We start from the raw sequence: 26,567 nt of genomic DNA on the forward strand, positions 1-26,567 counted from the left end.
AATTAAAAGGATATTGGTTATGTCAGCACTAAAATAATAAGTATAAATTAGTGCATACACTCAGTTTTGTTAACAATGCGAATTTTGACCGTCAAATAGCTCATCGAGCTTTTCAATAAACTGTTGATGAGGTAAATGGAAGAAAACACCTTGTTCAGGCATTCCACGCAAAAAGAGATAATAAACACCACCAAAATGGTCTTGATAGCGATAATTCGGTAAACGGCTTTTTAAAAAACGGTGTAGCGCCAAACAGTAAAGTTGGTATTGCAAATCATAGCGATGTTCACACATCACTTGTTTGATAGCATTTTGATCATAAGCTTGTTCGTTTTCACCCAACCAATTTGATTTATAATCGATGATATAATATTTCCCTTCGAACTCAAACACTAAATCAATAAAACCTTTTAGCATGCCTTTAATGGTTTCAAAATCGAGTTCGGGGCACTGCAATGATAACTCATCATACTGTTTACATAAGTTATCAAATTGCTCGCTGGTCACCGCTTGACGTATCGGCAAATAGAACTGTAATTCATTGATGCATTTACCATTTAATAGATTCATTAAAGTAGCACCTTTTTGATGAAGTTCAGTGGTTAACATTCGTTCAATCCAAGTCGTTATGACCGGCAACCAGTTGTCTTCTAAATTAAGTTTTTTGAGCATATCACCGCACAATTGGTTGATATTAGTGGGTGAAATATTTTCCATGATTTTATGTAACAAAGTACCAACATAGGCACCCTTAGGAAAATGGTGAATATCCAACTGCGTCTCTTCGTAAGTAAGATTGTCGATTGATTGTTCTTGATCTAAATCCCAATTACTAATCACATCTGAATTATATGGTAAAACCGTATAGTGTTTTTGCAACTCACTATAGCTAGTCACTCGCCAGTTAGTTGTAAATTTACGCTCAAAAACATTTGCGGATAATGATTCATTCAATGGTTGAGTTGAAATATATTGCTCAGTTGAAATTGGCAGTTCAACATTAACCAAATGAGCAAAATTACCTACTGCATTTAAGTCATCTTTCAATAGATAATTGATTGCAGATTGGCTTTTTTTCAAAGGGGCTAAACCAATACTACAATGATAAACCGATCTTGTCATAGCAACATATAACAGTCGTAAATCTTCAGCTAAGCGCTCATCTTCTATCTGCTGTTTAATTTCATCGGTCAACTGCCAGGCATAGGTTGCTCGATAGTCGTTAGATTTATCATGATAAAAGCGACTGTCAGAGACTCGAAATTGCGCAATAAACGGTAACCATACAAGCGGAAATTCTAAACCTTTAGACTTATGAATGGTAATAATTTTGACCAGATTTTCATCACTTTCCAAACGCTGTTCATGATTTTCGATATTAAAATCCGGATTAACAATTTGTTTAGTCAGCCAACGTACCAAGGCGTAAGGGCTGTCTAATTCATCTGCGGCTTCTTGCAATAATTCGCCCAAATGCATAAAGTTAGTTAATATTCGTTCACCACCTTCACTTGCCAAAATATTTTCAGCCAAATGGCGTTTTTTCATCATACGGCGTAACATAACTAAGACGCCATAATAGTGCCAAATAATTTGGTATTGCTTAAACTCCTCAATTAAGCTTTCCCATTTATCTTGATCATCGCTAATTTGCTCAAGTTCTGCCATGGATTGCCCGAGTAATTTGGTCATTAATGCTAAGCGTAACGCTGATTCATTTTCAGGCATGAGCACTGCTTGTAATAAGCATAGAACTTGTTGCGCTTCATCGGATAGAAAAACGCTAGTGCGATTTGATAAATAGACACTTTTGACACCACTTTGATGCAACTTTTGTTGAATAATTTCAGCTTCTCGCCCGGTACGAACTAATATAGCAATATCAGCTGTCGATACTCTACGTGGTGCAGTTCCATCATGAATTGATATCGATTGATCAGTTAACCACGCCACAATTTGCTTAGCACAGCACGATGCCATATATTCCTGATATTCGGTTTTCGTTGTCACTTGTTCAGGCAATAAATAGGCAGTTAACGCATTGGTTGGTTGACTATCGATAAGTAGCGCTTTTTGCCTATTACGCTCAGCACTATCCATGTTTAGAAATGGGATATTTTCAAAAATAAAAGGATTATCATGATTGGCAAACAGCTGATTTACCGCTTCAACCATTGATGCTGATGAGCGATGATTGATGTGCATTGTAAAATGATTTTCACCAGTGGATTGCTTCGCTTTGAGATAGGTAAAAATATCAGCCCCCCTAAAGCTATAAATCGCTTGTTTAGGATCGCCAATAAACAGTAAACCAGTATCTAAACTATGTTTAGGATAGATATAATCAAAAATTTTATATTGCACCGGATCGGTATCTTGAAACTCATCAATCAAGGCAACACAATATTTGCTGGCAATACTTAATGCTAATCGCTTACCATTTTTAGCGCGTAAAGCTCGATGAAGTTGCCATAGCAGATCATCAAAACTCATTTCTCCACGTTTAATCTTTTGGTAATAGATCCCTTTTTGAACAATTTTTACGATGTCCATTAAGATTAAGCTACGTAAATTAAGCACACTATTGCACAGTGCTTCAATCTGTTCAAAAATTGGATGAGTCGGTGCTGTTTGGCCTTTATTGGTTTTTTCTAACAAAACAGATTGGCAAAATTTTGAAAGCTCTGTTGGTAAGCCAAAGGTTTGTGTAGCTGTTTGTGCCCAAGATGTGATCTTATTTAACCAATTAGGTAAATATCGACTACTATAAGATTTCTTATTTACCCCGGATTGGGTAATAATATCCGACAATTGGTTAACCGAAGTAAGCCACGCTTTTTTAATAGCATCAATTTTTGCAAAATTTTGCTGATAAAACGCTTTGATCTTCTCAATTAGTTCCAGTTCTTCATCATTTGAATCATCAAACTCAACATTTAAATAAGGCGTTAAATCGGTTAATAGTGCCGTTGGATCTTGCCATGTTTCAAGCACTAAATAAGCTAGCGATTTATCTAGTGGTATAAAATATTGGCGCCAAAAATCTTGAATTACATTTAATTTTAGTTCGTATTCATCGGCAATCAAAGATTGTTCAAAAAGAACACCCGATTCAAAAGCATGGCTGGTTAATATACGTTGACAGAAGCTATGAATAGTATAAATAGCCGCATCATCCATCGATTGTTGCGCTTGAGTCAACTTTTCGATAGCAATATGTTTATTTTCAATAAGATCGATTAATTGTTGATAAATCGGATCTTGATGCTTGCCTTCAATTATGGCTAGTTTTAATTCCTGAATATTTTGTCTGATACGTGAGCGTAGTTCTTGTGTTGCCGCTTTGGTAAAAGTCACCACTAATATTTGACTAACATCGAGCGGTTTAGGATAACTGTTTTCCCCAATACCAAGCAACAATCGTAAATAGATGATTGCAAGCGAATAAGTTTTACCCGTACCAGCCGACGCTTCGATCAGCGTTCGACCAGTTAAGGGTAAATCAAATAGATTGAGTTTTTTTATTCCGGTTGATGAAACCATTCAAGTTTCCCTGCCGCATTTGAAGATAAATCAACGCAAGCAATAGCTGCTGTCGGGAACATCGGGGGCGATACTTCTGGACACAGTTCATTAACCAAATAGCCCACTAATGGCAAATGCGATACAACCATAACATTTTGACATTGAGTCGATGCAAGAGCAGTTAATAAATCAGCGATATATGACGGATTACCTCCCGGCACTAAATTCTTTTCAGTTTCATTTTTTGCCACAAAAACTTGAGAAGACAATTGTGCAAAGGTCTGCTGAGCACGTAAATACGGGCTAACTAGTCCTAGGTCAAAACTAAAGTCCTGCTGTTTAAGCCAAAGGCCAGCTTGCTTTGCTTGCTTTTGACCAAACTCGGTAAGTGCACGGCTAGCATCTGATGAAGCAGAAAAACCTGCTTCACCATGTCTGATAATACAAACTTTCATTTATATCTGATTAGCGTAATTTTAATTGAAAAATTAAGCACTCAGCGCCACAACAAAAGGTGAACTTAGCTGTTAATTTAAAACCATTTTCAACTTTATCAATGCTGCTATTGATTTCGCATGGTTCTGAGGCAACATCATTAGCAGCTTGAGTTAATGATGCCAATTTAGCTTCAGCTTCTGATTGTGTTGCAAAAACATGCTCGTACTCTGCGCTACAATCTTCATTATCAATGATTGTACCCACATCAACACAACAACACGCTGGCGTGTCGTTGGCTTTACATTTATTTAAAGAATCTGTCATGCTATACCTCTGTTATACCGATTAATTTGCTAGTAGTATACTCTCAATCAAATCTAAGGGCAAAATTCTCAAGTATTTTACCCTATCAATTTGTTTGCTTATTAGCGTGGAAGGTTGCCAAAAATTGGCTTAATCGTGCCAACAAAAAAATAGTCCAACTAAGCGCAATTAAGTATCCTATCGTGTATAAAGAAATTAAAAATCTCGTTCTTATTACTCAAATTTTTTGTACTATATATTTATAGTTATTTTTTATTAGTGAACATATGCAGCAAAATAATCATGTCCGAAAAATGGCGATTTTAGTCGCAGCAACATTTTTTATGGAAAACTTAGATGCCACCGTCATCACAACGGCTATACCGGATATGGCTAAATCTTTTTATGTTAACCCGCAAGCGCTTTCAATAGGCATTAGTGCTTACATGCTTGCTTTAGCTATTGGCCTACCCGCCAGTGGTTGGCTGGCAAATCGTTTTACCGCGCATCGGGTATTTTCCATTTCGATTGTTCTATTTATGTTAGCTTCATTATTTTGTGCCCTTTCAACTAACCTGACAATGTTCACCACAGCAAGGTTATTGCAGGGATTAGGCGGATCATTAATGGTACCGGTTGGGCGAACCGTTGTTTTAAGCCGTACCGAAAAAGACCAACTCGTTAATACTATTTCTATTTTAGTTTGGCCAGGTCTCATTGCGCCTGTTATGGGACCTTTGATTGGCGGATTTTTTGCCCAATATCTCACATGGCATTGGATTTTTATTCTTAATATTCCGCTAGGGGTTATCGCACTATTTTTTGCAAGGAAATTAATTCCTAAAGAGCGACCACAAAAGCGGGCGTTTGACGGAATCGGTTTTATATTGTGCGGTTTAGGTTTACTGCTTTTTGTTTACGGGCTGGAGATGATTTCACACACCGAAAACAGTATCTGGCTGTGCTTATCGATTGTTTTTTCCGGCAGTATGATATTGACCATAGCTTGTTATCATTTAACCCACTCAAATAATCCATTAATAAGCTTGCATGCATTTTCAAAACGAACTTTTCGAACCAATTTTTTGGGTGGATCATTAATTCGCATTGCCCTAAGTAGTGCACCTTTTCTGTTACCGCTTATGTTTCAAGTTGCATTTGGCTGGTCACCATTATTGGCCGGATCGCTATTATTGGTTTTATTTGCTGGTAACATCACACTTAAATTAGTCAATACAAGTTTGATCCGTCGCTATAGCTTTCGTCATATCTTAATTATAAACGGCCTATTGTTATCAATCAGTTTTGTCTTATGCGCCTTTTTTACGGCACAAACGCCAATGATATGGATGATAGCCGTATTGTTCCTATCCGGAGGGGCAAGATCAATTCAATTTACAACGCTAAATACTTTAGGCTTTTCGCAAATTGATAAAAGTGAAGTACAAAGCGCTAATATACTTTCAACTATTGCGCAACAAATCAACAATGTTTTGGGGGTAGTATTAGGGGCATTATTCTTGTTTATCGCAGCTTGTTTTCATGGACATAATAATACCAATTTAACAGTTGAAGATTTTCGTTTGGCATTATTAATGGTTGCCGGGTTAACTCTTATCGCTATGATTGATTTTATGACACTTCCTAAAAGTGCCGGTGAAAATATTCGAGGTAATCATTGATAAAAAAAACCTCTGCCATTAAGCAGAGGTTTTGACAATTAAAACTTAGGTGCCGGCGCACGACCACGTTTTTTTGTAAAGCCTTTCTCTTTCGATTCAACTTTACTACTACCACGACGACCACGCTTAGCATCAGAAGATGCGCCATTGACTAAACTCATCTTCATTGGTTGATTAAGGACTCTCACTTTTTCAAAGTGTTTTAAGATATCCTTAGGCATACCTTTTGGTAATTCAACGGTTGAATAAGTATCATAAAGTTTGATATTACCAATATAACGGCTACTAATATCCGCTTCATTGGCAATCGCTCCCACAATGTGGCGAACTTCAATACCGTTTTCTTTACCAACTTCAATACGATACATATCCATTTCACCAACATCACGACGTTCACGGCGTTTCGGTGATTCTCGATTATCGCCACGTAAACGACGCTCGCCATTACGTCCATCACGATCACGCATATCGCGAGAAGGTTTGAACACCGGATCAGGTGGTAAAATTAATGGGCGTTCACCTTGAGCTAATTTAAGTATAGCCGTCGAAATAGTTTGAAGATCAGCGCCACATTCTGTTTGAATCTGGCTTAATAGTGCTTGATACTGATCCAAATCACTACTTTCAAGCTGTGCTTGTACTTGTTGAGTAAACTTAGCTAAACGACGTTTCTCTAACAACTCTTTTGACGGTAAACCCACTTCCGGAATGGGTTTTTTAATCGTTTGTTCTATATTTTTAAGTAATCGACGTTCACGGCTATCAACAAATAAAATTGCACGACCGGCACGCCCTGCTCGACCAGTACGACCAATACGGTGAACATAAGATTCAGAATCTAAAGTAATATCATAGTTAATCACTAAGCTAATACGTTCAACATCAAGACCTCGTGCCGCAACATCCGTTGCAATAAGGATATCTAATCGACCATTACGCAAACGATCAAGTGTTTGTTCACGTAACTGTTGCGTCATATCCCCATTTAATGCTGCACAACTATAACCGTGTTTTTCAAGGACTTCAGCAACATCTAAAGTTGCAGTTTTAGTACGAACAAAAATAATGGCAGCATCAAAATCTTCTGCCTCTAAGAAACGAATAATCGCTTCATTTTTACGCATACCACGAACTAACCAGTAACTTTGATCAATATCAGGAGCGGTTTGATTCGTACCCTTGATTTGTACCTCTTTAGGGTTATGCATAAAACGCTTAGTGATACGACGAATTGGCGCTGGCATCGTCGCTGAAAATAGTGCTGTTTGATGATCTTCCGGAATGGTTGCCATAATACTTTCAACATCATCGATAAAGCCCATTCTTAACATTTCATCGGCTTCATCGAGTACTAATCCTTTAAGATTTGAAAGATCAAGCGTTTTACGATTTAAATGATCAAGTAAACGACCTGGCGTACCAACGACAATTTGAGGTCCTTGTTTTAAAGCACGTAATTGCACATCATAACGTTGACCACCGTACAGTGGTAATACTTTAACGCCTTTCATATATTTAGCGTACTCTGCACAAGCATCGGCAACTTGAATGGCTAATTCACGAGTTGGCGCTAAAACTAAAAGTTGTGGTGCCTTTAAATTGACATCAATATTCATCAAAAAAGGAATTGAGAAAGCGGCGGTTTTACCACTACCTGTTTGTGCCATCCCTAAAACATCATTTCCAGCTAATAAAAGTGGAATACATTCAGATTGAATAGGTGATGGTTTAGTAAAACCTAGATCATTTAATGCATTAAGTATATCTTCGGATAAACCAAGATCAGTAAAAGAAACTTCTGTTGTCATGTAAACTCGCTTTGAAAATTTGAAAACCAAAACTGACTTTTTATGCAATAACAATTCCGATGATTATCAATAACGATAACCCTCAGTCAGGTTTTTTAATGATGTATTGCTTTTAAAAAAGAAAGTTTAATCAATTTATGCCAGCTCACTAAATGGAAAATTTACAACTCACCCCAATAACTAACTGCCGATACGCTTTAAGGCTATTCGAATTTTTGCAACATAGTTATATCGGTACAATCTTTATGAAAGATAAAACGGATTAACAGCATCATCAAATAGTTGTGTATATAATTGGCAAATCAGAACTACGCTATAACAATATTTTCACTTTTAAACTGGCATGACCCTTGTTACTTTTCATCAAGTAACTTTAATTCGTAAAGTGCCTGTTGATGTTCAACAAAGTTATAAATATTATTGGCTAAAGCATATTTAAATAACATTTTGGCACGCTCGTTGTCACCTTTACTCTGATAATATTTACCTAAGTAAAAGTATGTTTCACAAAGGCGCTCAGCTAACTGCCGATTATTTTCAACGCCTTGTTGAAGATTTTGCATTAATTTAGATTGACTAATTTTACCTAAATAAAATGCAACGATATCGCTACTATAAACAGTTTTATCACTAATTTGATCGTAACGTTTTTGTAGCATTTTTTGTGCGGCTTGTTTATCTGCCTCTTTTTCAATCAGATATAGCCACAAAATTCGGATTGGTTCATTCACATCATATTGATGGAATTTTATTGCATCTCGTTGAGCTGTTTGATAATGTCCGGTACGATACAACGCAATAGCGCGATTGAAATAAGCAAAAGCATAAGCAGGATCGAGCTCTAAAGTCGTATTAAACAACATTATCGCAGTATCAAATTCCCCATCTCTTAAGGCATAAGTGCCTAAAAAGTTATAGAGATCTGCAACATCAGAGTTCATACTTAATAAATGATTAAAATCACTTTGTGCAAACGCTTTAAAACCTAATGAATCGTAAACAATACCCCGTTCAAAAATAAGCTGCATTCGTGTCACAGGGTCAATATCTTTTCGTGATAACTGTTGGCTGAGCTGAGCAATTTTCAATTCGTCATCATAAGAAATTTGCTCCGGAACAGCCAATACAGTAAAAGAACTACTACAACCTGATAAAATAGCAACTGCCAATAAACAGGCTATAATTTTCAGGTTGAATAGTCTCATATTGAACTCCTGATGAATAATCTTTTATTCTGCTGTCGTCGGAGCAACGTCTGGTGTTGATTCGACGGCGTCTTTCATACTTAAACGAATGCGCCCTTGGCGATCTATTTCAAGAACTTTTACATTCACTTCCTGCCCAACTTTCAAATAATCTGCCACTTTTTCAACTCGGTGGTCAGCAATTTGTGAGACATGAACAAGACCTTCTTTGCCACCGATAACAGAAACAAACGCACCAAAATCAACAATACGTGTCACTTTACCGGTGTAGATTTTGCCAATTTCGACATCAGCAACCAGATTATTAATGCGAGCCATAGCATCTTTGGCTTTATTGCCGTCAGAAGCTGCAATTTTCACTGTACCGTCGTCCGATATCTCAATTGTTGTACCTGTTTCTTCGGTTAATGCACGAATAGTTGCGCCACCTTTACCAATGATGTCACGGATCTTATCAGGATTGACATTCATGGTGTAAATACGTGGTGCAAATTCAGAAATTTCTTGACGAGGCTTGTTAATCGCTTGCTCCATTACGCTTAAGATGTGTAAACGAGCACCTTTTGCTTGGTTTAGCGCAACTTGCATAATCTCTTTAGTGATACCTTCAATTTTGATATCCATTTGTAAAGCACTCACACCTTCACGGGTACCAGCTACTTTAAAGTCCATATCACCAAGATGATCTTCATCACCTAAAATATCAGAAAGCACAACAAAGTTATCACCTTCTTTCACTAATCCCATTGCAATACCGGCAACAGAAGATTTGATTGGCACACCTGCATCCATAAGCGCTAATGAAGCACCACAAACAGAAGCCATTGAAGATGATCCGTTTGATTCAGTAATCTCAGAAACCACACGAACAGTATATGGGAACTCTTCTTTACTTGGCATTACAGCAGCAACACCACGTTTAGCTAAACGACCATGACCAATTTCACGACGTTTCGGCGAACCAACCATACCAGTTTCACCTACTGAGTAAGGCGGGAAGTTATAGTGTAATAAGAATCGTTCAGTATACTCACCGGTTAACTCATCAATAATTTGAGCGTCACGTTCAGTCCCCAATGTTGCTGTCACGAGTGCTTGAGTTTCACCACGTGTAAATAAAGCACTACCATGCGTTCTTGGTAAAACATTGGTACGAATATCCAGCGCTCGAATCATATCTTTTTCACGACCGTCGATACGTGGTTCACCGGCAATAACACGTTGGCGAACAATTTGGCTTTCTAAATCAACAATAATATTGAAAACTTCGTTTTCATCAAGCTCTTCATCTTGAGCCTGTAAAGTTGCTAAAACCTCTTCTTTAATCAGATCGATTTGTGCATAACGTGCTTGTTTTTCAGTAATACGATAAGCTTCACCTAAACGGGCTTTAGCCAATTGTGAAACGGCGTCATATAAAGCTTCGTTTTTAGCTGGTGCAACCCAATCCCATTTTTCACGATTTGCTTTAGCAACAAATTCGTTAATATTATCAATTACAACTTGTTGTTGCTCATGACCAAATACCACTGCCGCTAACATTTGATCTTCAGTTAAAATATCCGCTTCTGATTCAACCATGAGAACAGCGCTTTTAGTTCCTGCTACCACTAAATCTAAACGACTGCTGGCAAGCTCTTTTACTGAAGGGTTTAAGACAAATTCATCGTTGATAAATCCAACTCGTGCAGCACCAATTGGACCATGAAATGGTACGCCAGATAGACAAAGCGCAGCAGATGCACCAATCATAGCAACTAAATCAGGGCTTACTTCAGGATTAACTGAAACAACGGTTGCAATAATTTGAATTTCGTTAACAAATCCTTCCGGAAATAACGGGCGTAATGGACGGTCAATTAAGCGTGCAATTAAGGTTTCACCTTCACTTGGGCGTCCTTCCCGTTTAAAAAATCCACCCGGAATACGACCGGCGGCATAAGTACGCTCTTGGTAGTTAACCGTTAACGGGAAAAAGTCTTGACCTTCTTTAACTTTTTTATTCGCAACAACGGTTACAAATACAGCAGTATCATCCATATTAACCATAACGGCAGCTGTTGCTTGACGTGCCATAATTCCTGTTTCTAAAGTAACAGTATGGCGACCATATTGGAATTTTTGATATGTCGGATTAAACAAAATAATGTCCTCTTGTTATATATGCTGAAGTTTGATATCTCGACAGGAAGCAGCATCAAGCTGAACTTAGGGATATTCACTTCAACAATGTGGGGGTATTCAACAAAAGATTATTTCACTGTCACGACTAATGACAAATCTATAAATTATAGAGCTCTCATTAGTCGCGCGAAACATGGAGACAATCTTTTACCTTATTGATTTACTCTTAAAAAAATTAACTTAATTTTTTGCGCTCAGTATTATATCAGAGCCCAAACTTTTCACAACGAAAAAGAGGCCTAAGCCTCTTTTCAAGTAGATTAGTAATTAGCGACGTAAACCTAGTCTTTGAATTAATTGGTTATAACGATCGAAATCTTTACGACGTAAATAATCTAATAATTTACGACGGCTAGAAACCATACGTAATAAACCACGACGGCTGTGGTGATCTTTTTTATGCTCAGAAAAATGACCTTGTAAATCATTGATACGTGCAGTTAAAAGAGCAACTTGAACTTCAGTTGAACCAGTGTCGTTAGTTCCGCGACCATATTCAGCAACGATTTTCGCTTTAGCTTCTACAGTTAGAGACATAATAAACCTCTTAAAATTAAAATAAAAAATGGAATGACCGATCTCTAATTCAGACACTCCTCGGCATTCATATAATCAATATATGAATTGTGCGCAATTATACTTGAAATTATTGAAATAGCAATGCGATTTATTCCTTTAATAGCAAGCTTATTTAAGTTTAAAACCGTACTCTTCTTGAATCAATTTTTTAAGTGCTTGTATATAATTTTGCGCCGACTGACTTAATTGCGCTTTTTGAGAGGTTATCCAACCTATTAATATCTTTTCTTCGACATCAAGCGGAATCGATAAAATATCAGAACCATTTAAATCAGTACTTAAAACACCGGTACTAATTGTATAACCATTTAACCCATGCAATAGGTTAAACAACGTCGCTCGATCACTGACATGAATGCTTTTTTTATGATAGACGGTACTTAAAATCTCTTCTGAAAAATAGAAAGAGTTATATTCACCTTGTTCAAAAGAGAGATAAGGATAATCTTCCAAATCGTTAAGCGTGAGCAATTTCATTGCTGCTAAAGGATGATGAGTACTAATAAAGACATGAGGATCAGCTTCAAAAAGCGGATTAAAAGTTAAACGATGCTCTTTAAGCAATCGTAAAATCACTTTTTGGTTAAAATCAGTTAAATATAAAATGCCTACTTCGCTACGCAAATTAGCGACATCGGTAATAATATCATAAGTTCGGGTTTCTCTAAGGGTAAATTCATATTCATCGGTATGATTTTTTTTGATGAGATTAACAAATGCATTAACCGCAAAAGCATAATGTTGTGTCGATATACTGCAAAGCTGTTTAGACGGCTCTTTTTTTGCATAGTGCTGTTCTAATAATTCAGCCTGATCCAAAACCTGTTTGGCATAACCTAAAAACTCAACACCGTCGGTTGATAGCGAAACGCCTTTTGAAGTTCGCACAAAAATCTCAATGCCAAATTCAGCCTCCAACTCCTTGACCGCAGTAGATAAACTGGGTTGGGTAATATACAAATTTTTAGCCGCTTCATTAATCGAGCCTGAGCGGGCTATTTCTAAAATGTAACGTAATTGTTGAAGTTTCATAATATTACAAGCGACCGAAACTAATCTTAATTCAAAATATAAGCTACTATAATCATTGTAATAATAATTGTACAGAAAAAGCAAAATAGCATTTTTGTGCTATCGAGCACAGAGATTTTAGAGCTTTAAAAAACTTATAACTCAACTTTTGGGGCTTTACAGCCCTAAGGTTACTTTACTAACTTGCTGTGCTACAGCGATGTTTTTAAACGGCTTGTTCAGCTGTGAAGTGCCGTTCGGCATTGTTGATGTGGCATCACCGTTTTTTAAACAGCTTATGCAGCTGCAAAGAAGCTCTAGCGGCCGCAGTGGCAAATGGTATATTTTTAAACAACCTATACGGCTGCAAAGATGCCATTGCTGATGCATCAGCCGCGGTTGACTTTCTAAACAGCCTATGCGGCTGCAAAGAAACAGGCGCAAACTTACAATGGCTTTGCACTTTTCTAAACAGCCTATGCGGCTGCAAAGCTGTAAAAAAAGGTGACGAGTTGCACTATCATTTTCTAAACAGCCTATGCGGCTGCAAAGTAGAATCTTACATACTATAAACATCGTTTATAAAAACATAAAGGGCAATTTTAGGTTTAAAAACCCTTTTTTCTAACGCTTTTGCAATATATTGATTTTTAATGTTTTTATTATTAGCTAAAAAAAAGGGTTTAAAAAGTTTGTATTTTGAACTCCATTACTTTTTTCAAACGGCTTACCATGACCTTCCACAAAAACAAACTAGTGCACCAACCCGCACCTTCACAAAGCGCCGACAACTGAGTGAGGTTAGCACGCCAAACAGGGATGTTTGGCGAGGCGCTGCTTTGTCCGGAACAAATCAGCGCCGGTGCGTTAAGACCGAACGAAGGCGGAGGGCAGTCGAAGACCGCTTTGGGTGGTGCTGCGAGAGGGTATAGGGGGATTTCGCATAAAATCCCCCTATTCGGACGCAGACACCGAAATGAAAATATCAACCAACCAACAGCGTCCGAAACCCGCAGACAAAAAACCTGTAGCTTTTAATTAAAGTATAAAACCTTGTCAAAAAGTTTCAGAAAATATAGGTGTTTAAGCAAAAACACAAAGTATTGACAAGAACTTTCAGAAAACACCCGCGTTTCAGTATAAAAACAAAAGTTTTAGATATTTCCAAAATATCATAAAATCCCTTATGCAGCCGTAAAGCACCTGAATCGAATGAAATAAAAAACTCTAATTTTCTTGACAGCTTATGCAGCTTTAAAGAATCTCTTAACATCTGACTCAGGAACAAAACGTTTCTAAACAGCTTATGCAGCTTTAAAGGCAGCATTTGCCGAGTCAACTTTCTAAACAGCTTATGCAGCTTTAAAGTAGAATCCTACCTACTATAAACATCGTTTATAAAACCGATAAGGGCAATTTTAGGTTTAAAAACCCTTTTTTTAATGCCTTTGCAACATCATGATTTTTAATCATTTTATTTTTTAACTAAAAAAGGGTTAATAAAATGTGTATTTTAAACTCCACAACCCCCCGCCCCTCAACTTTTTAGCTCTTAAACGCCTAAAAAGCTGCTTAGTTTAAAGTAACTGGCAATACGCTAAGCTATTTTTTGGACTCAAAAGAAGCTTTCTTCAAAAATTTTCGAAGCTGATATTACTGAGCATAAAAAAAGTTAAGGGCATTATGAAAATACCCTTAATACTTAATTAAAAATCAGGAATGGTTGCTGTTTTGCTTAGTCCATAACTGTTAAATATACCCTGCACAGGTGTTGTACATTTTTCTTGTTTTATCCACATGATAAAGTTTTGACCAGTGCTTTTGCTAATGAAATGAAGATGAGGATAATTCAATTGAACGCTACCCCACTTTTCAATCATTTTATTTTTTACTTCATCTGACCATTTACCTTGTGCGGTTAAACGTTTTTCAGCTCGTCTTAAAGCGCTTTGCCCTTTAGGATTAACGCGAATTAAACGTAGGTAACCTTTAATATTAGTTGGAACCGGGGTTATTGGTAAGGCGATAGTATAATCACTAACCACCGTCTGCAAGGCAGTTTTAAATTGTTGTAACTGAACTTCATCACCAAATAATCGAATAATTCCGCCTAATGTGCGATTAACATTATAACAAGGAAAACTGACCGCAATATTACCTTGATAATTAACCAAAACTTGATGAAGTGATTGCATAACTTGATTAATCACTTCTGTTTCGGTTATCTCAAGTTGTGGGATTGCTCTTAGTTCAAAATAGTGAGTGAGCATAATAATTACTCCTTACCACTTGCACCAAATACACCACCGCGAATCAATACCGCTATGACATAATGTTGTTGTTCAAGTGATGGCTTTTCCCCTTTTAGTACCCAGTTATCAAATAGCGTGTAAAAGTCATGTTTTTGTTTAGGTTGACGGAAAGCATGCCCCATAGTTGTGACGGCACCATAAGGTTCGATAGCAATTGGAAACTCTGCTTTTTCATCATACCAGGTATCAATGGTTCGAATAGCATTGCTGATTTTTTGCGAGTGCGTAGCTGCACATTCGTTTTTCTCATAAAGTACTTTACTTTTTGTTTTTCCAGTATCTAAGATTAACTCTTGTGAAGGATACACTTCTTGACCTAAGCCCATTTTTAATTTGGCTACTATGTCGAAGATAATAAATTCTTTGTTAGATAGTCCAGCTTCGATAAGTTTAGCAAGATCTTCTATTGCTTTATCTTCGTATTCAAATGAGTTAAGTTGATATTGTTTAACATCATTTACATGAATAACAGGTTTATTATTGTGAATGATCGAAATAGTGATTTGTTCAGCAGCCATGCGATTACGCCATAACCAACGACCATTAAGTATATTAATGGCATAACGTTTAGCAAGCGTTTTCATACCGTTAGATTTTATATAATCGTTGGTCACTTTTATTAATTCTTCTTGATACTCGATATTATTACATACTGATGGTTTGCCTAAAAATGGCAGAACTTTACAACTCCATTTAACCACTAATGTATCTTTATCGGTATCTAACGCAGCGGTATCAACCGTTTGTAAATTAGCCTTTTGAATTTCGGCATCTAATTTTGCGGGATCATTAGTAACAGCATTTTTAAGGCGATTAGAAATTGTCCCTCGAACGGATTTTTCTGATATAAAAACAGGATATAAATTGTTATCGTCTGTATCAACTTGTTGTAAAAAAACGGCATCAGAAATATCAAAACTGCGTTCGAATGCTAAAACTGAAGCGGTTGCGAATTTATCTTTACTCATAATTTCATCCTTTTTAGTAATGCTAAATTTTTAATTAGTTTTTTGATTAATCATATAAATGTCTGCGTTATTCGATTGCAATTTACTACACTGATAACGCCAAAAAGCTTGGGATAAATGTCCCTTTAATCGCAAAGGAAATACCCATTTACCTAATCCATAGATACATTCAACAAATTGTGTTGCATATTCATTGCTACGTGCATTTTCAACCATTCCGGCTGGAAATAGTGGTGAAATAGCTTGATATCCGAGTGGGATAGGCACTAGCCAACCTCGCCCTTCCTTTATTGAAGTAGTTTGCCAATGACCTTTTTCTTGCGGTTGATGATGAAGCATTGCAGTTTCAACTAAAGCATCGAGTTGCGTGGCATTAGGATTCTTTTGTTGTAATTCAGCAGTGATATCTTCTAACTCTTGTTGTGCTTCAACTAAAACAAATGCAGGCAGCAACATATTAGCTAAGGTTTTATCTGATTCATCAGAAGAAATTAATTTTACATTTTCAATTGAGACTATGTGCCCACCCGCTATACGTTGTTGATAAAGTTTTTGCTTCATCTGCGTAACAAATGCTTGTTGTTGTTCTTCATCATCGAGCGTATCGATATTTTCGATTTTCACTTCTACTAATAAACTCACATCAAGATGAACTTTACCTTCCTCGATGATTGAGCGAGTATCACCATTTTTTGCTAATGGGTTGCGAGTTAACCGAAAAATATAATCTGAATAATCATTAGGGCGATAAACTTGTACATCACACTCATGACAAGCAATTAATACCCCGTCAAGATAAATTGGTTCTTTGGATTCAATTTTTCGATTTAAAGCGTGAATAGCACCTAAAAATCCAGAAATAGCCGGAAAACCATAAGTCAATGGGCTTGATATAGCATTAGCATTGTGAATTTTAACATGGTCAAAAAGTAGATAATAATTTAACGAAGCCATTAGAAAATCCCCTCTTTTTTACGTTGACTCGCTTTTACCGCTGCGCTAAATTCGCTACACCATTCATTAAATTCAGGATCTGAAAATTGCTCACTGATATCATTAAATTTATTTTTCAACACGCATTGAATCCAAAAAGCAAAATCTTGTTTAATACCAACTAGCCAATCACCTTTATCATAGTATTGTTTGAAATCTTCTTCATCTTCTAACTCTGCTCGCTTAGGGTCTAGCCAAAGCTTTTGGTTTAAGTCTAGAGAGTATTCCCTACTCCATCCAGCAGGCATGGTTTGCTGGATATGCTTAGCAAACTTAAGGACATAAGATAAAATAATATCTAAAGCATCTTTACGATTATCCCTTTCTTCAACGACATTATTAGGCGCCTGAACCATATCAAAGAGTAATCTAAAACCAAACCGACAAAAATATTGCATTGAATTATCAAAAATATTTTGTTTGTGAACGGTAATCGACGGAAATTTGGAAGTTTTAAATTCGGGTGGTATTGAAGGTAATAAGAAATTTCGACCACCTTGATTGCTTGTTAATTGACTCACACCTTGAGGATTACTGCCACCCAACTTAACTACAGCTAAATTTTGAAAAGAAAAATAGGGTTCATGTACTGCATCTTTTATCCTTCTTTGTTCACGGGCTTTTTTGTTCTGTTCGGAAAACCTTTCTTGCACTTTCTGATAAACTACATGACATAACGAACTAGGATGCAATGGAACTAATAAACGATAATTATTTTCTAGATGAGCTAAATAGCTTTCTTGGCTATTTGGCCAATAAAATTGTTTATTGAGTTCTGAAGCTTTAGGATGTTCAAATTCATTAAATATAGCTTTTTTTAAATTGGCTAAATAAAGCGATGCTTTTTGTTTATCGTCAGATAAAGCATCCAAAACGGCAGGATGATCTTCTACAATCAATTGCAATAGTGTTGTTTCACCGGTTACAACTTGATTTAATAATGAAAATATATCTAAAGCTGCAGCATTGCCTGAACAATCAAGTGGTAACACCGTTAGTGTGGCGGAAGATATAACTGTCTGATTAATTGGATTATTTTGCGCCAAATAATTATCACCGAGGCTTGAAGAATGGATCCCTTTGCTAATATGAGAAGCTATAGATATCCAGAATATCCTTCTGGTTGCCGCATCTTCCATCCAAGTTTCAAAATCATAACGCTTTAATAAATCATTAATTTTTTGTTGTGATTCAGTAATTGCTAATGAATCATTGTTTTCTCTAGCTTTAGCTAATTTTACAAGCTCACTTTTGTAGCTACTATTATTAGCAAGCCGTTGCGTTAGAAAGTTTATGATTACCTTTCTAATATCTTGCCAAGAAATACTATTCATTGGCCCTCCTATATTAATAAAAATATTATAAATAAGACTTATATTTAAATATAAGTCCTTAGTTTCTCCATTATGATGCTTTAAATTTTATATACAAATGTAACAATTTAAGTGCTTTTTCATTAAACAACAACTCATCAGAAAAATTATTACATCTATATTTAGGATGATCTAAACCTAATTTTTTTATTAAATATTCTACTTCTTTAATTGTTGAACAACCTAGAATATTCATTAACTTTTTGATAGAGTAAAATTTAGAAGGTTCTTGTGTAACGATAAACGATTCATCATTCGCTGCTCTTCCATAAATTTCAAATTGCTGTAAATCATTTACTTCTAATTTTTCAATAGATATTTGACATTGAATCAACTTAGATTTATTTTTAGACATAATTTTGTCCTCATTAACTTCGTTTGGATAAAATTTTAAACCTCAGATCTGGTCCATCTGGGGTTTTCCATTACAACATTTAATTAAAAATGTTGTTTTATGTAATTTAGATTACATGTTTGTCATATTAATAATATAAAAAACCAAAGTCAACTTTTATTGTAATATCATAGGCAATGTTAAAAATAATTTTAAAAGTTTTTGTAAGTAATAATAATGAAAAACCGCCTATTCGGCGGTTATAATTATGATATATATATATAGTAATTTCATATTTCTAAGCTACCTATGCGGTAGTAGTAATTATTATAAAATAATTACTTTTGTATTACTACATTTCATAGGGTATGACAGCTATATTTTATTGGATAGACGAAAATATCTTACATTAAATTTTGGGTTCAAAAGATTTGACCACCCTCTATTCTTTATAAAACCCATAACAAGGATTAAAGCACCAGCGTGTTCCACTTGCTAAACTAACTGTGCAAAATTCGTTTGCCAGCCGATATAGGTTTTTATTTGGCAAATGTTCGGCTAGTTTTTCCATGGCTTGTTGTACGGTATTTGATAGCCATATTTGTACTTTTGGGTTATCTAACTGCCAATTTTGATATTGGATAGCGTAATTTTCTGTTTCAGGGCATTGTTCATCTGGTTTTTGCCATGCATTTTCAGCATAACTAAAATTGTGATTACCATCTTCATCTAACTGACAGACGTAATCATCTTCTTTTGGGCTTTTCATTCTAAATGGCGAGATCTTTTGCAAATGCACACAATGATGATGTGCCAAATTAGGTTGCCAATAACAAGTAACATAGTTGCTTGTATGAGCATTAATGGCAAATAAGTCCGCCATGACATTATGCTCTAATTCAGCAAGCGTTAAACCATCTTCTGGTGATGAAACTATGCGTGGAATAGCATTAATATTTTCGAGTTGTTTGCTTGGTATAATTTCTTCGCTTTTATGTGATTTTAGTAAAAAATTAGGCTCTTGTTCAAAACCCGGTCTGGCAAAACAGGCTTCCGCTGAACCATAGTTGTTTCCTTTTTTTATCGATTCGATGTTACTGCCTAAGATTGCTACATTTGGGCTATGCGTAGATTTATCAGGACGGTGTCGCCAAACGCGTCCGACTAATTGAATAATTGAACGCATAGATGAGGGCTCGACAATTGCCCAATCATAATCATGATCACGCCCTACTTCAGTAACAGGTGTGCCAATGACGATAAAAATGTGATTCTGTATTTTGCTGTGTTTTATTGCTTCAATAATTTCCGGTTGCTTGAATAATGCTTTCGGATCGCTACGGTTTAAAATTCTATCTAGTTTTTCTTCCAATTGGCTACGTAGCAATAAAAGTTGTCTGGCATGGTAAACTACAATATGAAATACAGTATCTTCAGGTAATGTTTGTTGCTGATACATCTGTTTAGTAATTGCGATGACATCTTCAGTATGGGCAAATCGGATTAAACCAATACTGACCTGTTTTTTTGATGTCTCGTCAGTCTGATGATATTGCTCGTGAAATAGGCTTGCTTGTTCCAGAATTTGCTTTGCTAAAATATGGTAATTGAGTTTTTCATTCGCTTTTTTATTTTTCTGATAATCCAGTAATTTTAGAATATGTCCTTGACGACGAATCGCTTCTTTTTCTAGCTGCATTATGCGTGAGTGAACAAAATGTTGATGCTCATTTTTGAAATGATTAAGATCATCAATTGGCATGACTGACTGATGATATTCGTCAAACCAACCGCAGATAATACGATTACTGCTTTGACTACTATTATTTTGATTCCATATTTTCCTTCCGGCTTGGTAGGCGTCAAATAAACCAGCTATCAGATCGGGGGTTAAAGTAGCAGAAGAAAGCAATACTTTACTACCATAAAGTCCTGCTAAATGAACTAATCTAGCTAAAGCAGGAAGATCGTGTTGATCAAAATCATCGGGTTCATCTAATATGAGATCAGAAGTAAGCAATCTTAATGTTGGTGCAATATATTTACCGCCTTGAGTGCCTTCACTAGCTTGAATAATATGATCAATAGTACAGGTGACAATTGGGGTATAAAGTAATTGACGAGCTTTACTGTTTTCAATAATAGTACCCAATTCGGTATCAGCAATGCCTGTTTCAGCGACATCAACGTATTCATCCATTAAAGATTCGATAGATTCGCTACCGTAACTTTCAGGATTATGATTCTGTGAATTTTGCTCGTTATAGGTGTTATTTTCTCGTCTCTTTTGTTCTGATTTCGCATCACTTTCTAACTCAAATAAGGTTTTTGACGCACTTCCACCAACTAAGGTTGCCACATGCTCATCTGTCAGTTGTAGTCTGTCTCTAAGTGCTTTACCTGTCTGCAATGTTAATACTCGTAAACCTAACGCAATGGTAAAACGCACACCACGTTTAGGATTAGCTAATGCATAAATAATTCGGCCGTTCGCTAACGTTTTACCGCAACCTGTTGATGCCATATTTATCCCAAAAAAACCGTTTTCATCACTCGTTTGCTGATAACTTTTAGCCAAATCAAATGCATGATTTTGCCATTGAAAACGTTTGATTGTCGTACGTTGTGTAAATGCTTTATGGTGGTTAATTGCTGGTAATTCCATTGCCATTTTGGGTAGTAATCGAACAAATCGAGCTGATAAGTTAGCAACACCAATTAAATGATCATCTAAGCGCTGTTTCGGTTTTTTTTGATAATTGGTATTGGCAATCAAGATTTCTTTGTTTTTACCTGCTTCATCATTTACCAAAGATAAACTTGAAAAATTGTGATCAGCAACCATTAAACTCAAACGAGATATATGTAATAAAAATTCATCAATTGCAGTTAGCTGCATTAAAGGCGGGTGATTAAGTGCTTTACTTGCATAACGACAGAGTTTTTTTAACCATGCATTACTTAACGTTATATCATCTTTAAGCTGCCAAAAAGAGTTTGGATTAGCATGTTGACTATTTTTATTTTTAACCCAACCTTCAACGGCTTTTAGTGTTTTATAAAAATTGTCTTGTTTGAAGTTAGCAAGTAATAGTTCATTCTTCTGCTTTTTTTTCTTATCGCCACCCATTGATTCTGATAAAAAAGGCATTCGATGATGTGAAACAATTAACCAAGCAATCCATTGAGCTAATAAGGGTATTTGAGTTAAATCACCTTTTTCGGTGCATGTTAAATCTTGATGCCAGTTTGGATTTTGCTCTTGATATTCTGAAAAATTGGCTAGCCGTTCCAATACGGCTTGATTGCTAGTACAATTTTTAATCATTAATAAAAATATTTGTAATGAAATCCACTCATGCCGATAAGGATCACCTGCTATTGCTGTTTCCGCTCGTAATTTATTTTGAAATCCGATAGTCGCTTTACCTAGATCATGTAATAAAGCAGCAATGGTGGTAATAAGTTGAATTGATGTTGTATATTGCCAAGTCTCTTCGCAGTTATTACGTAAAATATCTCGTTTTGTACGATTAGTCGGCACTCGTCCTTGCTGGTTAAATTGGCTTTTATCGCCGACAATCCAAAGGAGATCAGTTAGATTTTTTCCATGTGTCCAGTAGCAAGCAACAGCAGTATTTTTTCGAGCGGTTTTTCGTAATAATTTATAAAGCGTTTGTAAACCGGCAGAAGTCATCGGCGTTTGCCAAGTTCGTTCACCACAACGCTCAGCAAATTGATCGATGATTCGGCGGGTTTCTGTTAATGCTCTTTTTTTGCATTGGCTCACAAGTAAAATATTCATGTTTTATCCGCAATTTGTTTTAACGTATCAATAATCATATCGAGCGCGCCTAATTGCGCGAATTGTGAAATACAAGATTGACGAAATGTTTTCTCATCATCACCTTGCATAGCAGATATAAAAGCTTGAGGTAAAACCATGCCATCTTTAATAATATCAGCAGCATCAAAAACTAAGCCGCCACGTCGAGTTTTGCCATGTAAAATAGCTAAACCATGTGGCAAACCCAATACCCAACAAGCCGTAGCACCTAAACCATAAGCTAAATAATTACCATGATCTAAAAATTGATTAGCAGGATCATGGCTGTTACCTCGAGTGGCATGCTCTCTTTTAAATTTGTCATCTTGCAACGTTAATTGATTTGCCATTGCATACAATCTTTTGCTAAATCGTCCTTCTGCTGTTAACAGAGATTGACTATTTTTAGCCGTATCAAACTGTTCTCTGGCATCGTTGATAATGTTAGTTAATTGATTTTGATCTACTGTCCAATCAAATTCTAACCAACTCGATTGAATGATGTTAAGTCGATGCTGTTGTAACATTTTAGCGGCTTGTAATCGGCGCTGATCATCAAACCAAAATTGGCACCAACTTTGTAAGTATTCAGTTGCACGATACTCACTTTGAGGTGAAAAAAATTGACAAGCAAACTCTGATTCGGTCGAAGCAAATAGTGGTGTTCCGCCACCACCACAAAATCCAATCATTACCCCGGCTCTTGAAAGTTCGCGGACAGCAGCTTGCGTTAATGAAGTACCGGTACCAAGTAAAATGCAGGTGGTGTTAGCTATCGGAATGTTCCAATACAATGATTGCTGCCCTTGATCGGTGACATACTCAACTCGACCACCATTGACTAAAACCCGGCAGTGTTCTAAATAATAAATATTAGCACGCTTGGAATGTAAAATGGTTTTAAGATCAGAAGAGTGAATCAAATCCATGATTATAAGAAAATAAATTCAATTTTTACATAATGACAAATTAACACTGTTTTATGTAAAAAACGAGTTTTTTTAAATAACAATTTTTATAAAAGCTAATTCAATAAATCGCTTTACTAATTATAAGATGATAAATTATTAACCAGTTTAAGATGTTCGTTGTTTAAATAAAATACAATGACAATTCCAGCCATTAAAATAAGAGCATTTTAAAACGCAAAAACCCCGCTCCTCAAAAAATTTTCAGGAGCGGGGTTTTGTGATTAATCGTAAGTATCTTTTTATTCTCTAAGAGAAGAAGTTTTCATAGATGAGTTTGATACTCATAATAGTGGAAACGGTAATAAGCATTGGTCTTATCAATTTTCGCCCTTTAGCGATAACCATTTTGGCCCCTAATCTTGCGCCAATAAATTGACCAACAAGCATAACAAGACCAATTGACCATACCACTTCTCCACCAACAATAAAAAAGATTAAGCCCGCTAAGTTAGAGGTAAAATTGAGTACTTTGGTATGTGCAGTGGCTTTGGTTAAATTAAAACCGGCAAGAGTGATATAGGCGAGTGCGTAAAATGAGCCAGCTCCGGGCCCAAAAAAACCGTCATAAAATCCGATAGCTAATGCTGGTAATAAGGCGAATTGGATTATGGTTAGGCGACTTTTACGATCATTTTCACCAATGGTCGGGGAGAGTAAGAAATAGAGCCCAACACTAATAGTTAAGATCGGTAAGAGTAATTTTAAGAAGTCAGCTTGTATATGCATGACGGATAATGTGCCAAGCGCCGAGCCAATAAAGGCACAGGTAATTGCGAATTTTTGCTGTTTTAAATCAACCATGCGTTCACGAATAAAGTAAAGGCTGGCAGAAAAAGATCCCCCAGTACTTTGTAATTTATTGGTGGCTAAAGCACTGGCTGGCGGTAAGCCAACCGCCAAAAGAGCCGGTACTGTTAATAGCCCACCGCCACCAGCAATAGAATCAATAAAACCAGCCAACATGGCAATAAAAAAAAGTAAAGCCAGTAATTCGTAACTCATGATTATTTTACATCACTACATTGTGCAAGGTGTCGAAGATAATGATCCATTAAAACAATTGCAACCATTGCTTCAGCAATTGGTACTGCTCGGATCCCCACACAAGGATCATGTCGACCATGCGTCGATACTTCAACGCTATCACCATTAACATTAATCGACTGCCCGGCAATTTCAATACTTGGCGTAGGTTTTAAAGCAATACTTGCCAAAATGGTTTGCCCGGAGCTAATACCGCCTAAAATACCGCCAGCGTGGTTAGATAAAAAGCCTTCAGGGGTAATTTCATCACGATTTTCACTGCCTCGCTTATTAATTACCGCAAAGCCGTCACCTATTTCAACACCTTTAACCGCATTAATGCTCATTAAAGCATGGGCAAGTTCTGCATCTAATTTGTCGAACACAGGTTCACCCAGCCCAACAGGAACATTTTGCGCAACCACACACACTTTTGCGCCAATTGAATCACCCTCTTTTTTAAGCTTTCTCAGTAAACTGTCAAGCGCTTCAAGTTTGCTTTCATCAGCACAAAAAAACGGATTTTGTTCAACTTGTTGCCAGTCTTTAAGCTCACACTCAATATCACCCATTTGCGCTAAATAGCCACGAATTTGTATACCAAGTTTTTCGTATAGATACTTTTTAGCAATAGCACCAGCAGCAACCCGCATAGCAGTTTCACGAGCAGAAGCGCGACCACCGCCACGGTAATCACGGATACCATATTTTTTTTGGTAGGTGAAATCAGCATGACTTGGTCTAAAAATATCTTTTATTTGACTATAATCTTGTGAACGCTGATCGGTATTTTCAATTAATAAACCAATACTGGTACCGGTTGTGATGCCTTGAAAAACACCAGACAAAATTTTCACCTGATCAGGCTCGCGTCGCTGAGTAGTGTAACGGGAGGTGCCCGGCCGGCGACGATCAAGATCGTGTTGCATATCAGCTTCGGTTAAGCTAAGACCAGGAGGCACGCCGTCAACTATGCAGCCTAATGCAGTACCATGCGACTCACCAAAAGTCGTCACTTTAAATAATTTTCCGATTGAGTTTCCTGACATAATATTTTTATTCCGATTAGAGAAAAACTTACTTAAAAATAGTGATGATATTTAATCAGCTCTTCACGTGTTATGGAAAAAACACCCAGTCCACCACGTTCAAATTCAATCCAATTAAACGGTACATCGGGATATTGTTGTTGTAAACTGACCCAACTATTACCAACTTCACAAACTAACACGCCGTTTGGTGCTAAATAATTAACGGCATCACGTAATATTCTTTTTGCTAAATCCAAACCATCATCACCAGCTTCAAGCGCGAGTTTAGGCTCATACTCAAACTCTTCCGGCAGATCATTCATATCTTCATCATCCACATAAGGTGGGTTTGACACAATAAGATCGTATTGTTTAGTTGGAATATCGTTAAACAGATCGGACAAAATAGGCGTGACTTGAAACATCATTTGATGCAAATCAATATTGGTTTGGGCAACATCGAGTGCCTCTAAAGAGATATCTGTTATATCAACATGTGCTTGTGGAAAAGCATACGCACAAGCAATACCGATACAACCACTTCCGGTGCATAAGTCTAAAATATTTTGTGGCTGAGTTGTTAATAGGGTTTCAAATCGATTATCGATTAACTCGCCAATTGGCGATCTGGGTATTAATACTCGCTCATCGATATAAAAACTATGTCCGCAAAACCAAGCTTGATTGATCAAATAAGGCGTAGGTACCCGATCATTAATTCGTTTATTGACTAAATCAATGAGCTGAAGTTTTTCGTCATTAGTGAGATTAGCTGCGTAAAATTCAGGAGGAATAAATAATGATAAGCCTAAAGTAGATAAAATAAGTTGCTTCGCTTCATCAATAGGGTTATCTGTTCCATGCCCTAAATAGATATCTGACAGGCTAAATTGCGAAGTAGTCCAGCGAATAAAATCCTGAACAGTACGTAAGTTTTCCATATTGGCTCCGAATGATCAAGGAGAGGAAGGGTTTACTGGTTATTCGAGCTTATTTACCAC

20 protein-coding genes are annotated in these 26,567 nt (G+C 36.6%); 2 read left to right on the forward strand and 18 right to left on the reverse strand.

Going from position 1 to position 26,567, the window contains the following annotated elements; translation table 11 throughout:
- Positions 1 to 69: 69 nt before the first annotated feature.
- From recB to GYM74_RS08860, 3 genes are read right to left on the reverse strand one after another with little or no spacing between them, the layout of a single operon-like run.
- The gene (gene recB / locus GYM74_RS08850) at positions 70 to 3,543 is read right to left on the reverse strand and encodes an exodeoxyribonuclease V subunit beta (protein WP_220217862.1); all 3,474 of its coding nucleotides are present in this window, start codon (positions 3,541 to 3,543) and stop codon (positions 70 to 72) included.
- A complete protein-coding gene (gene sixA / locus GYM74_RS08855) occupies positions 3,522 to 3,980 on the reverse strand; it encodes a phosphohistidine phosphatase SixA (RefSeq protein WP_220217863.1) in 459 nt (152 codons plus the stop codon). The genes recB and sixA overlap by 22 nt, the downstream gene beginning before the upstream one ends.
- Before the next feature lie 10 nt (positions 3,981 to 3,990).
- On the reverse strand, positions 3,991 to 4,287 hold the full coding sequence (locus GYM74_RS08860; protein ID WP_220217864.1) for a YfcZ/YiiS family protein: 297 nt from the start codon (positions 4,285 to 4,287) through the stop codon (positions 3,991 to 3,993).
- A 266-nt stretch (positions 4,288 to 4,553) separates the two neighbouring features.
- Here GYM74_RS08860 and GYM74_RS08865 point away from each other — a divergent pair, with 266 nt between their 5' ends.
- Positions 4,554 to 5,948, forward strand: a complete 1,395-nt coding sequence (locus GYM74_RS08865; protein ID WP_220217865.1) for an MFS transporter — start codon at positions 4,554 to 4,556, stop codon at positions 5,946 to 5,948.
- A 38-nt stretch (positions 5,949 to 5,986) separates the two neighbouring features.
- Here GYM74_RS08865 and GYM74_RS08870 read toward each other — a convergent pair whose 3' ends face one another.
- The 5 genes from GYM74_RS08870 to GYM74_RS08890 all read right to left on the reverse strand — a co-directional run bounded on the left by GYM74_RS08870 (position 5,987) and on the right by GYM74_RS08890 (position 12,756).
- Complete coding sequence (locus GYM74_RS08870) at positions 5,987 to 7,756, reverse strand: DEAD/DEAH family ATP-dependent RNA helicase (RefSeq protein WP_220217866.1); 1,770 nt, start codon at positions 7,754 to 7,756, stop codon at positions 5,987 to 5,989.
- 353 nt (positions 7,757 to 8,109) lie between these two features.
- The gene (gene nlpI, locus GYM74_RS08875) at positions 8,110 to 8,961 is read right to left on the reverse strand and encodes a lipoprotein NlpI (protein ID WP_220217867.1); all 852 of its coding nucleotides are present in this window, start codon (positions 8,959 to 8,961) and stop codon (positions 8,110 to 8,112) included.
- Positions 8,962 to 8,985: 24 nt separating this feature from the next.
- Positions 8,986 to 11,103, reverse strand: coding sequence for a polyribonucleotide nucleotidyltransferase (pnp, locus tag GYM74_RS08880; RefSeq protein ID WP_366518721.1), 2,118 nt, complete (start codon positions 11,101 to 11,103; stop codon positions 8,986 to 8,988).
- A 309-nt stretch (positions 11,104 to 11,412) separates the two neighbouring features.
- Positions 11,413 to 11,682, reverse strand: a complete 270-nt coding sequence (rpsO, locus tag GYM74_RS08885) for a 30S ribosomal protein S15 (protein ID WP_220217868.1) — start codon at positions 11,680 to 11,682, stop codon at positions 11,413 to 11,415.
- A gap of 150 nt (positions 11,683 to 11,832) precedes the next feature.
- Entirely contained in the window at positions 11,833 to 12,756 is a 924-nt protein-coding gene (locus tag GYM74_RS08890; protein ID WP_220217869.1) for a LysR family transcriptional regulator, read from the reverse strand.
- A 774-nt stretch (positions 12,757 to 13,530) separates the two neighbouring features.
- Between GYM74_RS08890 and GYM74_RS08895 the strand changes: the two genes are divergently transcribed.
- A complete protein-coding gene (locus tag GYM74_RS08895; RefSeq protein WP_220217870.1) occupies positions 13,531 to 13,773 on the forward strand; it encodes a hypothetical protein in 243 nt (80 codons plus the stop codon).
- A 668-nt stretch (positions 13,774 to 14,441) separates the two neighbouring features.
- Here the strand turns inward: GYM74_RS08895 and cas6f are convergent.
- The 10 genes from cas6f to prmB all read right to left on the reverse strand — a co-directional run bounded on the left by cas6f (position 14,442) and on the right by prmB (position 26,507).
- Positions 14,442 to 15,005, reverse strand: a complete 564-nt coding sequence (gene cas6f, locus GYM74_RS08900) for a type I-F CRISPR-associated endoribonuclease Cas6/Csy4 (RefSeq protein WP_220217871.1) — start codon at positions 15,003 to 15,005, stop codon at positions 14,442 to 14,444.
- 5 nt (positions 15,006 to 15,010) lie between these two features.
- On the reverse strand, positions 15,011 to 16,015 hold the full coding sequence (csy3, locus tag GYM74_RS08905) for a type I-F CRISPR-associated protein Csy3 (RefSeq protein WP_220217872.1): 1,005 nt from the start codon (positions 16,013 to 16,015) through the stop codon (positions 15,011 to 15,013).
- Between the two features lie 30 nt (positions 16,016 to 16,045).
- Positions 16,046 to 16,969: a type I-F CRISPR-associated protein Csy2 gene (gene csy2 / locus GYM74_RS08910; protein WP_220217873.1), complete on the reverse strand. Its 924-nt coding sequence runs from the start codon at positions 16,967 to 16,969 to the stop codon at positions 16,046 to 16,048.
- Complete coding sequence (gene csy1 / locus GYM74_RS08915) at positions 16,969 to 18,342, reverse strand: type I-F CRISPR-associated protein Csy1 (protein WP_220217874.1); 1,374 nt, start codon at positions 18,340 to 18,342, stop codon at positions 16,969 to 16,971. Before csy1 ends, csy2 begins: the two co-directional genes overlap by 1 nt.
- 70 nt (positions 18,343 to 18,412) lie before the next feature.
- Complete coding sequence (locus GYM74_RS08920) at positions 18,413 to 18,736, reverse strand: hypothetical protein (RefSeq protein ID WP_220217875.1); 324 nt, start codon at positions 18,734 to 18,736, stop codon at positions 18,413 to 18,415.
- A 421-nt stretch (positions 18,737 to 19,157) separates the two neighbouring features.
- A complete protein-coding gene (cas3f, locus tag GYM74_RS08925; RefSeq protein ID WP_220217876.1) occupies positions 19,158 to 22,520 on the reverse strand; it encodes a type I-F CRISPR-associated helicase Cas3f in 3,363 nt (1,120 codons plus the stop codon).
- Entirely contained in the window at positions 22,517 to 23,470 is a 954-nt protein-coding gene (gene cas1f, locus GYM74_RS08930) for a type I-F CRISPR-associated endonuclease Cas1f (RefSeq protein WP_366939855.1), read from the reverse strand. Before cas1f ends, cas3f begins: the two co-directional genes overlap by 4 nt.
- A gap of 288 nt (positions 23,471 to 23,758) precedes the next feature.
- Entirely contained in the window at positions 23,759 to 24,514 is a 756-nt protein-coding gene (locus tag GYM74_RS08935) for a TSUP family transporter (protein ID WP_220217878.1), read from the reverse strand.
- Between the two features lie 2 nt (positions 24,515 to 24,516).
- Positions 24,517 to 25,584, reverse strand: coding sequence for a chorismate synthase (aroC, locus tag GYM74_RS08940; protein WP_220217879.1), 1,068 nt, complete (start codon positions 25,582 to 25,584; stop codon positions 24,517 to 24,519).
- Positions 25,585 to 25,616: 32 nt separating this feature from the next.
- Complete coding sequence (prmB, locus tag GYM74_RS08945) at positions 25,617 to 26,507, reverse strand: 50S ribosomal protein L3 N(5)-glutamine methyltransferase (RefSeq protein WP_220217880.1); 891 nt, start codon at positions 26,505 to 26,507, stop codon at positions 25,617 to 25,619.
- Positions 26,508 to 26,567 lie beyond the last annotated feature (60 nt).

Origin of the sequence: Gilliamella sp. ESL0405 (genome assembly GCF_019469205.1) — a bacterium.
Taxonomy (GTDB): domain Bacteria; phylum Pseudomonadota; class Gammaproteobacteria; order Enterobacterales; family Orbaceae; genus Gilliamella.